We start from the raw sequence: 12,857 nt of genomic DNA on the forward strand, positions 1-12,857 counted from the left end.
GACTTTCGTCATACGGGGGACCCCTGAGCGGACCCTGGAACCCCGGCGAGGTGGGACCTTTCCGCCGGTGGGCACCGTCATAGTGGACACAAGGCCCGACGGGGGCTCAACGGTGGAAAGGACGCGGTACTCATGGCCAGCTCTCTGGTTCGCCCGGTCAACGATCGCTGGATCGGCGGTGTGTGCTCCGGACTCGCTCGCCGGTTCGGTATCTCCTCGAACACGATGCGCCTGATCTTCGTGCTCAGCTGCCTGCTTCCCGGGCCGCAGATCCTGATCTACGTCGCGCTCTGGATCCTGATGCCGGCGGAGCGCTGACCCCGGCGGCCGTCCGTCCCGGCGTACCTGGCAACCTGGCTCCCATGAGGGCAGGCAGGTGGCGCCGGGCGGCCGGCACGGTGGCCGTCCTGCTGGTCGCCGGCGTCCTGCTCGGCGGCTGCCAGATCGGCCCCGCGGCGCCCGCGGCCGCCGACCTGCGGACCGCCGCGCCGCCCTGGGACGCTCCCCGGGACGCCGTTTCCTACATCGACGAGGCCGGGTTCGAGCGGCTCCCGCTGGACTTCTCCGGCCCCTCGCCCTACACGCTGAACGTCGCCGTCACCCTCGACGGCAGGCCGGTCCAGGTCGCGGCCGGGATCGGCATCGACAAGCTCCGCGCCGAGCAGGCCGCCGTCCACACCCACGGCACCGACGGCGTCGTCTGGGTCGAGGCCAAGACCGCCGCCGAGCAGCCCACGCTCGCCCAGTTCTTCACCCTCTGGGGCGTCCGGTACGACGCCAAGTGCCTCGCCGACGCCTGCAAGAGCCTGAGCGTGACCGTCGACGGCAAGCCCGCCGCCTGGAACACCCCACTGGTACGCAGCAGTCACATCCTGGTCACCGCCCGGAGGTGATCTCCGTACCGCGCTGTGGATAGCGAGTCAAGGGTTTCGGGCGCGGCCCATTAGGCTGATCCGGTGACTCCGGAACAGCTCGCTGAGAAGATCCTGCAGGCCCTGGCCGCGCTCGCCGCCGACGGCACCATCACCGTCGAGGGCGGGCTGCCGCGCGAGCTGAAGGTCGAGCGACCCAAGAACCCCGAGCACGGGGACTACGCCACGAACGTCGCGATGCAGCTCGGCAAGCGCGCCGGGCTGAATCCGCGGCAGTTCGCCGAGCTGCTGGCCGCCAAGCTCCGCGACGACGAGGCGATCACCGCCGTCGACATCGCCGGCCCCGGGTTCATCAACCTGCGGGTCGCGGCCGATGCCCAGGGCAAGGTCGCCCAGGCGATCCTGGACGCGGGCCCGGCGTACGGCACCAGCGACAGCCTGCAGGGCCGCGCGATCAACCTCGAGTTCATCTCGGCGAACCCGACCGGCCCGCTGCACCTCGGCCACACCCGGTGGGCCGCGGTCGGCGACGCCCTGGCCCGGGTGCTGTCCGCCGCCGGTGCGAACGTCACCCGCGAGTTCTACATCAACGACCGCGGCAACCAGATGGACAAGTTCGGCGCCAGCCTGCAGGCCGCGGCCCACGGGCACAAGATCCCGGAGGACGGGTACCACGGGGAGTACATCCTCGACCTCGCCAAGCGGATCGTCGACGAGGTGCCGGACATCCTGACGCTGCCGGAGGACGAGCAGGTCGTCGCGTTCCGCGAGGCCGGGTACGAGCGGCAGCTCAAGGAGCAGCAGGACCAGCTCGAGCACTTCCGGACCAAGTTCGACGTCTGGTTCTCGGAGCGGAGCCTGCACGAGCAGGACGGCGTACCGCACGCCATCCAGAAGCTCCGTGACCAGGGCCACCTCTACGAGGCCGACGACGCGCTGTGGATGCGGACGACGGACTTCACCGACGACAAGGACCGGGTGCTGATCCGGTCGAACGGCGAGCCGACGTACTTCGCCTCCGACGCGGCGTACTACGTGAACAAGCGCGACCGCGGCTTCGAGACGTGCGTCTACCTGCTCGGCGCCGACCACCACGGGTACGTGAACCGGCTGAAGGCGATCGCCGCCTGCGCCGGTGACGACCCCGAGCACAACATCGAGATCCTGATCGGCCAGCTGGTGAAGATCCTCAAGGGCGGCGAGGAGATGCGGCTGTCCAAGCGGGCCGGCACCATCGTCACGCTCGCCGAGCTGGTCGAGGAGGGCGGCGTGGACGCGCTCCGCTACACCCTCTGCCGGTATCCGGCCGACTCCCCGCTGACCCTGGACATCGAGGAGATGACCCGCCAGGCCAGCGAGAACCCGGTGTTCTACGTCCAGTACGCGCACGCCCGGCTGGCCTCGATCCTGCGTAACGCCGACGAGCTCGGCATCAAGCTGGACGAGTTCGACCCGGGCCTGCTCAGCCACGAGCGCGAGGGCGACCTGCTCCGCGCGCTGGCCGAGTTCCCGCGGGTCGTCGCGACCGCGGCCGAGCTGCGGGAGCCGCACCGGATCGCCCGGTACCTCGAGGACACCGCGTCCGCGTTCCACAAGTTCTACGACAGCTGCCGCGTGCTGCCGCGCGGCGACGAGGAGGTGGAGCCGGTGCACAAGGCTCGCCTGACCCTGGTCTCCGCGACCCGGACCGTGCTCGCCAACGGGCTCGACCTGCTCGGCGTCTCCGCACCGGAGCGGATGTGAGGGCGCACGAGGCGGGCGCGCTGCACGCCGACATCGGCCACCGGGCACCGCCCTGGCTGCGCGCCCCCCGCGACCCCAACGAGCTGGTCCCGTCGCTCTGGTCGATGAACGCGAAGAAGGACGCCGAGGGCGCGCTCGTGGTCGGCGGTGTCGACGTCCGGGACCTGGTCGCCGAGCACGGCAGCCCGGCGTACGTCCTGGACGAGGACGACTTCCGCGCCCGGGCACGGGCCTTCAAGCACGCGTTCAAGGACGTCGACGTCTACTACGCGGGCAAGGCGTTCCTCTGTACGACGGTCGTCCGCTGGGTGATGGAGGAGGGCCTGAACCTCGACATCTGCAGCGGGGGAGAGCTGGCCGTCGCGCTCCGGGCCGGTGCGGACCCGAAGCGGCTGGGGTTCCACGGCAACAACAAGTCCGAGTCCGAGCTGGCCCGCGCGCTGGACGCCGGCGTCGGCCGGATCGTCGTCGACTCGCAGTACGAGATCACCCGGTTGATCGAGCTGGCCCGCGAGCGCGGGGTGGTCGCGCCGGTGATGGTCCGGGTCACCGCCGGGGTCGAGGCGCACACCCACGCGTACATCGCGACCGCGCACGAGGACCAGAAGTTCGGCTTCTCGATCACCTCCGGCGCGGCCTTCGAGGCCGTTGCCCGGATCAACGAAGCGCCGGAGCTCGAGCTGCTCGGCCTGCACTCGCACATCGGTTCGCAGATCTTCGACTCGTCCGGGTTCGAGGTGGCCGCGAAGCGCGTGATCGCCTTGCACGCAAGGGTTTCCGAGGAGATCGGCGTGGACATGCCGGAGCTCGACCTGGGTGGCGGCTTCGGGATCGCGTACACCACCCAGGACGATCCGTCGGACCCGGCACAGCTCGCCACCGAGATGGGCAAGATCGTCGAGCACGAGTGCCACGAGCACGACGTCCCGGTGCCGCGGGTGTCGGTCGAGCCCGGCCGCGCGATCGTCGGCCCGGCGATGTGCACGGTGTACTCGGTCGGCACCGTCAAGGAGGTCGAGCTGGACGCCGGCGCGGCCCGAACGTACGTGTCGGTGGACGGCGGCATGAGCGACAACATCCGCGCCGCGCTGTACGACGCCGACTACTCCTGCACGCTCGCCAACCGGTACTCCGACGCCGAGCCGACCCTGGCCCGGGTGGTCGGCAAGCACTGCGAGGCCGGGGACATCGTCGTCAAGGACGAGTTCCTGCCCGCCGACGTCCGGCCCGGCGACCTGGTCGCCGTCCCCGGGACCGGTGCGTACTGCCGGTCGATGGCGAGCAACTACAACCACGTGCCGCGGCCACCGGTGATCGCGGTCAAGGACGGCCGAACGCGCGTGGTGGTACGCCGTGAGACCGAAGACGACCTGCTTCTCCTGGACATGGGGGCCGCCGAATGAACGATGAAAAGCCTCTCAAGGTAGGCCTGCTCGGTTGTGGAGTGGTCGGCACCGAGGTGGTGCGGATCCTGACCGAGCAGGCGGACCATCTGGCAGCCCGCGTCGGCGCCCGGCTGGAGATCGCCGGGATCGCCGTCCGGCGGGCCGGCCGCGAGCGCGACATCGCGGTCGATCCGAGCCTGATCACCACCGACGCGCAGGCGCTGGTCTCGCGCGGCGACCTGGATCTGGTGATCGAGGTGATCGGCGGCATCGAGCCCGCGCGCGGACTGATCCTGACCGCGCTCGAGCACGGTGCCTCGGTCGTCACGGCGAACAAGGCACTGCTCGCCGAGGACGGCCCGACACTGTTCGCGGCCGCCGAGAAGTACCAGCGCGACCTGTACTTCGAGGCCGCGGTGGCCGGCGCGATCCCGATCCTGCGGCCGCTGCGCGAGTCGCTGGCCGGCGACGACGTGGTGCGGGTGATGGGCATCGTCAACGGCACCACGAACTACATCCTCGACAAGATGGACAGCACCGGCGCCGGCTTCGACGAGGCGCTCGAGGAGGCCCAGGCGCTCGGGTACGCCGAGGCCGACCCGACCGCGGACATCGAGGGCTTCGACGCCGCCGCCAAGGCCGCGCTGCTGGCCAGCCTCGCGTTCCACACCCGGGTGTCGATCGCCGACGTGCACCGCGAGGGCATCACCGAGGTGACCGCGACCGACATCGCGTCCGCCCGGGAGATGGGCTGCGTGGTGAAGTCGCTGGCGATCTGCGAGCTGGACGAGCGGACCGACTCGGTGAGTGCTCGCGTGTATCCGGCGATGATCCCGGTCACCCACCCGTTGGCCAGTGTTCGGGACGCGTACAACGCCGTTTTCGTGGAAAGCAAGGCGGCCGGGCGGCTGATGTTCTATGGTCGTGGTGCCGGCGGCGCCCCGACGGCCAGTGCAGTCCTCGGGGATCTGGTGTCCGCCGCGCGCAACCGGCTCAAGGGTGTGCCGGGTGTCGGCGAGTCGTCGTACACCCAGCGGGCCGTGCGGCCGATGGGCGACGCGACGACCCGCTACCACGTGTCGCTGGACGTGGCCGACAAGGCCGGTGTGCTGGCGGCGGTGGCCCAGGCGTTCTCCGAGCACGACGTGTCGATCCAGACCGTCCGCCAGGAGGGCCGGGGCAGCGACGCGCAGCTGGTGGTGGTCACCCACACCGCGACCGATGCCGCGTTGTCCGCGACCGTGGAGTCCTTGCGGGACATGGACATCGTCCGTGAAGTCAGCAGTGTGATGCGGGTAGAAGGCGAGTAATTCAATGGTGCACCAGTGGCGCGGCGTGATCGAGGAGTACAGAGACCGGCTTCCCGTCTCGGCGGACACGCCGGTGGTCACGCTCGGCGAGGGCGGGACGCCGCTGGTGGCCGCGCAGTGGCTGAGCGAGCAGACCGGCTGCGAGGTGTGGCTGAAGGTCGAGGGCAACAACCCGACCGGCTCGTTCAAGGACCGCGGGATGACGGTCGCGATCTCGCTCGCCGCGCAGGCGGGGGACAAGGCGGTCGTCTGTGCCTCGACGGGTAACACCTCGGCGTCGGCCGCGGCGTACGCCGTCCGTGCGGGGATGCTGCCGCTCGTGGTGATCCCGGCCGGGCGGATCGCGAAGGGAAAGCTCGCCCAGGCGGTCGTGCACGGCGCGAAGCTCGTGCAGATCGACGGCGGGTTCGACGACTGCCTGCGGATCGTGCGCGAGCTCGGGAAGAACTACCCGGTCGCGCTGGTGAACTCGGTGAACCCGGTGCGGCTCGAGGGCCAGAAGACCGCGTCGTTCGAGGTCTGCGACGCGCTGGGTGACGCTCCGGACCTGCACCTGCTGCCGGTCGGGAACGCGGGGAACATCGCGGCGTACTGGAAGGGATACCAGGAGTACGCCAAGGACAAGCTCGCGACCCGGACCCCGAAGATGTGGGGCTTCCAGGCGGAGGGCGCGGCGCCGATCGTCCGGGGCGCGATCGTCGAGAAGCCGGAGACCGCGGCGACCGCGATCCGGGTCGGGAACCCGGCCTCGTGGACGCTCGCCGAGGCGGCGCGGGACGAGTCCGGCGGGCGGATCGACCTGGTCACCGACGAGCAGATCCTCACCGCCCAGCGCGAACTCGCCGCCCGCGAGGGCGTCTTCGTCGAGCCGGCCTCCGCGGCGGGTGTCGCCGGCCTGCTGCTCGCCAAGGCCAACGGCGACCTGCCCGGCGGCTCCACGGTGGTGATCACCGTCACCGGCCACGGACTGAAGGACATCGACACCGCTCTGTCCCACGCGACCTTCGAAGAACCTCCGGTGACCCCGGCTGACACCGACGCCGTCGCCCGCCTCGCAGGCCTCGCCTGAGCGGGCTGTGATGGGCGAAGAAGCGAGCGGCCGCAGGCCGTGTGACCAGGTGCGGGTCCGGGTGCCGGCTACGAGTGCGAACCTGGGGCCTGGGTTCGATGCGTTCGGGCTGGCTTTGACCTTGTACGACGAGTTGGTGGTCACCCCGGGTGGATCCGGGGTGACTGTCCAGGTCAGCGGATGCGGTGCGGGCGAAGTACCGCTGGACGAGTCGCATCTGGTGGTGCGGTCGATCCGGGCGGGGCTGGAGGCGTTGGGCGCCTCGGTGCCGGGATTCACGTTGCGATGCGAGAACCGGATCCCGCACGGGCGCGGACTCGGGTCGTCGTCGGCCGCGATCGTCGGCGGGCTGGCCGCGGCGTACGGCCTGGCCGGTGAGCAGCTCGACCGTGAGCGGCTCGTCGTCCTCGCGAACGAGATCGAGGGTCATCCCGACAATGTCGCCGCGGCAGTACTCGGAGCGTTCACTATCGCTTGGACTGAAGGGCAAACCGGCCACGCGGTGAAGTTGCCACCGGCGGCCGGTATCGCTGCGACTGCTTACGTACCGGACAATCGTGTGCTCACCAAGGAGGCGCGCGGTCTGCTGCCGAGCGTTGTTTCCCACAGTTCGGCAGCGGCGAATGCGGGGAAGGCCGCGCTGCTGGTCGCCGCGCTGACCGGCCGGCCGGAGTTGTTGTTCACCGCGACCGAGGACCTGCTGCACCAGGAGTACCGCGAGCCGGCGATGCCGGAGAGCCTCGCGCTGGTGCACAAACTCCGCGGCAGCGGCCTCGCCGCGATCGTCAGCGGCGCCGGCCCGACCGTCGCCGTACTGGGCGCTGCCGGTACGCCGGACGCCCCGGACGGCTGGACGAAGTACGAACTGGACATCGATCCAGTCGGCGTACAGGTCTGGTCGCTGGAGGCGGGCTGACCGGGGAATGCGCGACGGCGGACACGCGTTGAACCCCCTTGAGTCGGCAGAAGGACCTGTAGTGGTGCTAGTCTCGACTCACCCGATCCCCTCCAGGTGATCGGTGTGCTCTCGTCACGATCCGGGCTGTGCTCCCGGCATTCCTGTGTTGTGTGGCGACCCTCCTGTGGATGTGACCTTGCGCCGCCTGCGTCGGAGATGTCCGGGGGGACTCAGATCGAGCGAGAGACCTCCTGTACCCCGCGTGCCCGTTGTGTGGCCGTGGGTGGAATGAAATTGGTCGATGAGCCGTGCAGGCCTTCGACGATCCGTGTGGGAAGGACCTCACGTGACAGAAACTGTTGAAGCCTCCAGCGGAGCGGACGCAGCGGCTACCACCGCCACGCGTCGGCGGAAAGCTGGCGGCGGCCTCGAGGGCATGCTGCTCCCGGAGCTCAAGCAGCTCGCCGGGACGCTCGGCATCAAGGGCACCGGCGCGCTGCGCAAGGGCCAGCTGATCGAGGCGATCAAGGCCGCTCAGGCGGGGTCTCCCGCGGGCGGCTCCACCGGCCGCGGCCGGGCGAAGGCGACGCAGCCGACGCTCGACGAGGCGGCCGAGGCGCCGGCGGCGAAGACCGCCGAGGCGCCGGCCAAGCGCGAGGGCGGCAGCCGCCGGACCCGCGCCGCCGCGCAGAAGGACGCGGCCCCCGACGCGGCGCCGAGCGAGGCGCCCGTCCAGCAGAACGTGCACGACGCCCGGCAGAACGGCGCCGCCCCCGAGGCCGCCGTCGAAGCGCCCGCGGCGCGGCAGTCGCAGCCGGAGCCGGCCGTGCAGAACGGTGCCCAGGCCGGTCAGGCCGAGGACCGCTCCGACGACCGTGGTGAGAGCCAGGGCCGGACCCGCGACCGGGCAAGCAACCGGAGCCGCGACAACCAGAACCGCGAGCAGAACCGCGACCAGACTCGGGACAACAACCGGGACGGACAGCGCGACGGCGCCCGCGAGCAGAACCGCGACACCCAGGGCCGCGACGGCAACCGCGAGCAGAACCGCGACGGCCGCGACAGCCAGGGCCGTGACGGCAACCGCGACGGCGGCCGCGACAACCAGCGGAACCGTCAGGACCGGCAGGACCGGCAGGACCGGCAGGACCGGCAGGACCGTCAGCAGGACAGGCAGGACCGTCAGGACCAGAACGACCGTGGCGAGGAGGGCGAGGGCCGTCGCCGGCGCCGCCGGGGCCGCGACCGGGACCGTAACCGCGACAGCCAGGGCAACCGTGACGGTGGCCGGGACGGCGGGCGCGACGGCGGCCGGGACAACCTCCGCAACCGCGGCCGCGGCGAGCGGTACGACGCCGAGCCGACGATCACCGAGGACGACGTCCTGGTCCCCGCGGCGGGCATCCTCGACGTACTCGACAACTACGCGTTCGTCCGGACCAGCGGCTACCTGCCGGGCCCGAACGACGTGTACGTCGCACTCTCGATGGTGAAGCGCTACGGCCTGCGCAAGGGCGACGCGATCACCGGTGCGGTGAAGCAGCCGCAGGAGGGCGAGCGCAAGGAGAAGTTCAACCCGCTGGTCCGGATCGACACCGTGAACGGTGCCGACCCGGAGATCGCCAAGCAGCGGCAGGACTTCAACAAGCTCACTCCGCTGTACGCGACCGAGCGGCTCCGGCTGGAGACCGAGCCGGGCATCCTGACCACCCGGATCGTCGACATCGTCAGCCCGATCGGCAAGGGCCAGCGCGGCCTGATCGTCTCGCCGCCGAAGGCCGGTAAGACGATGGTGCTGCAGGCGCTCGCGAACGCGATCACCACGAACAACCCCGAAGTGCACCTGATGGTCGTGCTGGTGGACGAGCGGCCCGAAGAGGTCACCGACATGCAGCGCACGGTCAAGGGCGAGGTCATCGCCTCGACGTTCGACCGGCCGGCCGACGACCACACCACGGTCGCGGAGTTGGCGATCGAGCGGGCCAAGCGGTTGGTGGAGCTCGGCCACGACGTCGTCGTACTGCTGGACTCGATCACCCGGCTGGGGCGTGCGTACAACATCGCCGCGCCCGCCAGCGGCCGGATCCTGTCCGGTGGTGTGGACTCGTCCGCGCTGTACCCGCCGAAGCGGTTCTTCGGCGCGGCCCGGAACATCGAGGACGGCGGCTCGCTGACGATCCTCGCGACCGCGCTGATCGAGACCGGCTCGAAGATGGACGAGGTGATCTTCGAGGAGTTCAAGGGCACCGGCAACATGGAGCTCCGGCTGCGCCGGGAGTTCGCCGACCGGCGGATCTTCCCGGCCATCGACGTGGTCGCCTCCGGCACCCGCCGCGAGGAGCTGCTGATGTCGAAGGACGAGACCCAGGTGGTCTGGAAGCTGCGCCGGGTGCTGTCCGCGCTCGACGGGCAGGCCGCGCTGGAACTGCTGATCGGCAAGCTCAAGGAGAGCAAGTCGAACATCGAGTTCCTCCTCCAGGTCAACAAGACCACCCCGTCCACCGGCTCCACCCACAGCACCACCAACGGCGACTGACAACGCGGTGACCGCGGGGGAGGCCCCCAAGCCTCCCCCGCCCCCGCCGGTCCTCTCCACCACCCGCCTTTCCACCACGCGCCTCCGGCGTTCCTTCCGCTGCTCGCCTGCGGGGCTGGCTGAGGGTGTTCTCAGGTAGCTGAGGGAAGGTGTGCCGGGGGTTCATCTGGAGCTTGCCGAAGGTTTATTCCCGGCGGGAATGTGCATCCTGTCAAGTACTTACTTCGGCGGGAGTTGGAATGCGCACAAGATGGCGGCTGGCCACGGCCGCCGGGATCGCCCTGACGGCGGTCACCGGCGTCGCGGTCGCGAACGTGGTGCCGGCGCGGCACGCGGGCCCGCAACCCGACGGTACGGCGAACACGACGTACGGCTGGCGGGTGACGCCGGCCGGCGACCAGACCAAGCTCGGCGAGAAGCCGTTCGGTTCGGCGCTCAGCCCGGACGGCAAGTACCTCGCGATCAGCAACGACGGCACCCGGACGCAGAGCCTCTCGCTGGTCGAGGCCGCGACCGGCAAGGTCGTCCAGAACCTCCCGTACGTGAGCCCGGAGGCCCTCTTCATCGGCCTCGCCTGGAGCCCGGACGGCAGCAAGTTGTACGCCGCGGCCGGCGGCAACGACAAGATCCGCGTCTACACGCAGGCGAACGGGCTGCTCACCGAGACCGCCCCTATCACGCTGCCGAAGGGCACCTTCCCGGCCGGCCTCACCCTGAACGCCGACGGCAGCAAGCTGTACGTCGCCGGCAACGGTGCCGCCGCGATGTCCGCGATCGACACCGCGACCGGCAAGGTCCTCGGCAAGGTCGCGACCGGCGCGAACCCGTTCACCGTCGGCCTGACCGCCGACGGCAAGACGGCGTACGTCTCGAACTGGGGCACCAACACGGTCTCCGCCGTCGACACCGCGACCCTGACCGTCCGCAAGACCCTGACCGTCGGCAGCCACCCGACAGCGATCCTGCGGAACCCCGCCACCGGGGAGATGCTCGTCGCGGTCACCGACGCCGACAAGGTGATCGGCATCGACCCGGCCACCGACGCGATCACCCGGACGATGGAGCTGGCGCCGTACCGGCACGCGCCGGTCGGCTCCAGCCCGCAGGGTCTGGCGATCGACGGGACGACGCTGTACGTCGCGAACGCCGGCAACAACGACGTCGCGGTCGTGAACCTCGCGAACAACCACGTCACCGGGCTGATCCCGACCGGCTGGTACCCGACCACGGTGACCGTCACCAAGGACAAGCGCCGCCTGCTGGTGACGAACGCGAAGGGCCTCGGCGCCGGCCCGAATCCGGGCGGCCCGCAGCCCACGAACCCGGTCGTCGACTACTCGCAGTACGTCGGCTCGATGATCATGGGCACGCTGTCGGACATCGCCGTACCGGCCCGGGACGAGCTCGCGCACTACACCGCGCGGGTCCGCGAGAACGACGGCTTCACCGGCGCCCCGCACCCGAACGGCCCGGCGAACGTCGTGCCGGTGCGGCCGGGGGACGCGAGCCCGATCAAGCACGTGATCTACGTGGTGAAGGAGAACCGCACGTACGACCAGGTGTTCGGCTCACTCGGCAAGGGTGACGGCGACCCGTCGCTGAACCTGTTCGGCGACGACTCGGCCCCGAACCAGCGGCAACTGGCCCGCCAGTTCGTCACGCTCGACAACTTCTACGCCGACGGCGCCGTGTCCTCGGACGGCTGGGAGTGGGCGACCGGCTCGGAGTCGAACGCGTACAACGAGCACCTCTGGCCGGTCGCGTACAGCGGCCGCGGCCGGGGCGACGACGTGTACACGAACCAGGCGACCGACCCGGGCAAGCTCACCGGCGACTCGCGGATCTGGGACCGGCTCGACGACGCCGGCATCTCGTACCGCAACTACGGCATGTGGGCGGGCGGTCCGCTGCCGGCCAAGGTGTTCGCGACCGAGCCGCGGCTGGCGGCCCACACCGACCCGGACTACGCCGCGCAGAGCGGCGACATCCGGGACAACAGCCGGGCCGACGAGTGGCTGAAGGAGTTCAAGGCGTCGGACACCCTGCCGACGATGCAGTTCGTCCGGCTGGCCAACGACCACACGTTCGGTACGTCGGTCGGCAAGCCGACGCCGAAGGCCGCGGTCGCCGACAACGACCAGGCGCTCGGCCGGATCGTGGACGCGGTGTCGCACAGCAAGTACTGGAAGGACACCGCGATCTTCGTCACCGAGGACGACGCGCAGAACGGCCCGGACCACGTCGACGCGCACCGGACCGTGGCGCTGGTGATCAGCCCGTACACGCAGACCGGCAAGGTCGACTCGACCATGTACAGCACGGTGTCGATGATGCGGACCATGGAACTGATCGCCGGGATCGGCCCGCTGACCCAGTTCGACGCCGGGGCCACCCCGATGACCGCGAGTTTCACCGGAAAGCCTGATTTCACGCCGTACGACGCCCGGACGCCGTCGCAGTCGCTGGACGAGAAGAACACCGCGTCGGCGCCGCTCGCGGCAGAGTCGTCGAAGATGGACTTCAGCCAGGCGGACAAGGCGCCCGAGCAGCAGTTGAACGAGGCGATCTGGAAGAGCGTGAAGGGTGCCGACAGCCCGATGCCGGCGCCGCGGGGCGCCCCTGCGAGCGGTGCGGAGGCGGCCGAGGAAGGCGGGCGGTGACCCCGGATTTCCGGCGGATTACCAGGTCGTGGCACACTAGATGGCTGGTTCCGGTTCACGTTCGTACCGTGCGGACGACCCGGGGCACCTGAACCTAGGAGACTGTCTTGAAGAGCGACATCCACCCGACGTACGTGGAGACCACGGTGACCTGCACCTGTGGCGCCACGTTCACCACGCGCTCGACCGCGGAGAACGGCGTCATCCACGCCGACGTGTGCTCGCAGTGCCACCCCTTCTACACCGGCAAGCAGAAGATTCTGGACACCGGTGGCCGGGTCGCCCGCTTCGAGAAGCGGTACGCGAAGAAGTAGCTGTCCTGCCGCGCGCCGGTTCCGCCTGTTCTGGGCGGGACCGGCGCGCGGTTTGTATGTGTCCACAGGT

10 protein-coding genes are annotated in these 12,857 nt (G+C 70.3%); all 10 read left to right on the forward strand.

What is annotated here, in order from left to right; genetic code table 11:
* Window positions 1-132: 132 nt before the first annotated feature.
* The 10 genes from AB0M51_RS07955 to rpmE all read left to right on the forward strand — a co-directional run bounded on the left by AB0M51_RS07955 (window position 133) and on the right by rpmE (window position 12,787).
* Entirely contained in the window at window positions 133-318 is a 186-nt protein-coding gene (locus AB0M51_RS07955) for a PspC domain-containing protein (RefSeq protein ID WP_344201885.1), read from the forward strand.
* A 44-nt stretch (window positions 319-362) separates the two neighbouring features.
* Window positions 363-893 (forward strand): hypothetical protein, encoded by a 531-nt coding sequence (locus tag AB0M51_RS07960; protein ID WP_344201882.1) that lies wholly within the window; start codon window positions 363-365, stop codon window positions 891-893.
* A gap of 63 nt (window positions 894-956) precedes the next feature.
* On the forward strand, window positions 957-2,615 hold the full coding sequence (gene argS, locus AB0M51_RS07965; RefSeq protein WP_344201879.1) for an arginine--tRNA ligase: 1,659 nt from the start codon (window positions 957-959) through the stop codon (window positions 2,613-2,615).
* Window positions 2,612-4,018 carry a diaminopimelate decarboxylase gene (gene lysA, locus AB0M51_RS07970; RefSeq protein WP_344201877.1) on the forward strand — a complete coding sequence of 469 codons (1,407 nt, stop codon included), beginning with the start codon at window positions 2,612-2,614 and terminating at the stop codon, window positions 4,016-4,018. The genes argS and lysA overlap by 4 nt, the downstream gene beginning before the upstream one ends.
* Window positions 4,015-5,310: a homoserine dehydrogenase gene (locus tag AB0M51_RS07975; protein WP_344201875.1), complete on the forward strand. Its 1,296-nt coding sequence runs from the start codon at window positions 4,015-4,017 to the stop codon at window positions 5,308-5,310. Before lysA ends, AB0M51_RS07975 begins: the two co-directional genes overlap by 4 nt.
* A 4-nt stretch (window positions 5,311-5,314) precedes the next feature.
* On the forward strand, window positions 5,315-6,379 hold the full coding sequence (gene thrC, locus AB0M51_RS07980; RefSeq protein ID WP_344201872.1) for a threonine synthase: 1,065 nt from the start codon (window positions 5,315-5,317) through the stop codon (window positions 6,377-6,379).
* Between the two features lie 61 nt (window positions 6,380-6,440).
* A complete protein-coding gene (gene thrB, locus AB0M51_RS07985) occupies window positions 6,441-7,295 on the forward strand; it encodes a homoserine kinase (protein WP_344201869.1) in 855 nt (284 codons plus the stop codon).
* A gap of 328 nt (window positions 7,296-7,623) precedes the next feature.
* Window positions 7,624-9,813, forward strand: a complete 2,190-nt coding sequence (gene rho / locus AB0M51_RS07990) for a transcription termination factor Rho (protein WP_344201866.1) — start codon at window positions 7,624-7,626, stop codon at window positions 9,811-9,813.
* Window positions 9,814-10,052: 239 nt separating this feature from the next.
* Window positions 10,053-12,473: a glutaminyl-peptide cyclotransferase gene (locus AB0M51_RS07995; protein ID WP_344201864.1), complete on the forward strand. Its 2,421-nt coding sequence runs from the start codon at window positions 10,053-10,055 to the stop codon at window positions 12,471-12,473.
* Between the two features lie 107 nt (window positions 12,474-12,580).
* The gene (gene rpmE / locus AB0M51_RS08000) at window positions 12,581-12,787 is read left to right on the forward strand and encodes a 50S ribosomal protein L31 (RefSeq protein WP_209693871.1); all 207 of its coding nucleotides are present in this window, start codon (window positions 12,581-12,583) and stop codon (window positions 12,785-12,787) included.
* Window positions 12,788-12,857: the final 70 nt, after the last annotated feature.

This window comes from Kribbella sp. NPDC051137 (genome assembly GCF_040682535.1).
Lineage (GTDB): Bacteria > Actinomycetota > Actinomycetes > Propionibacteriales > Kribbellaceae > Kribbella > Kribbella karoonensis.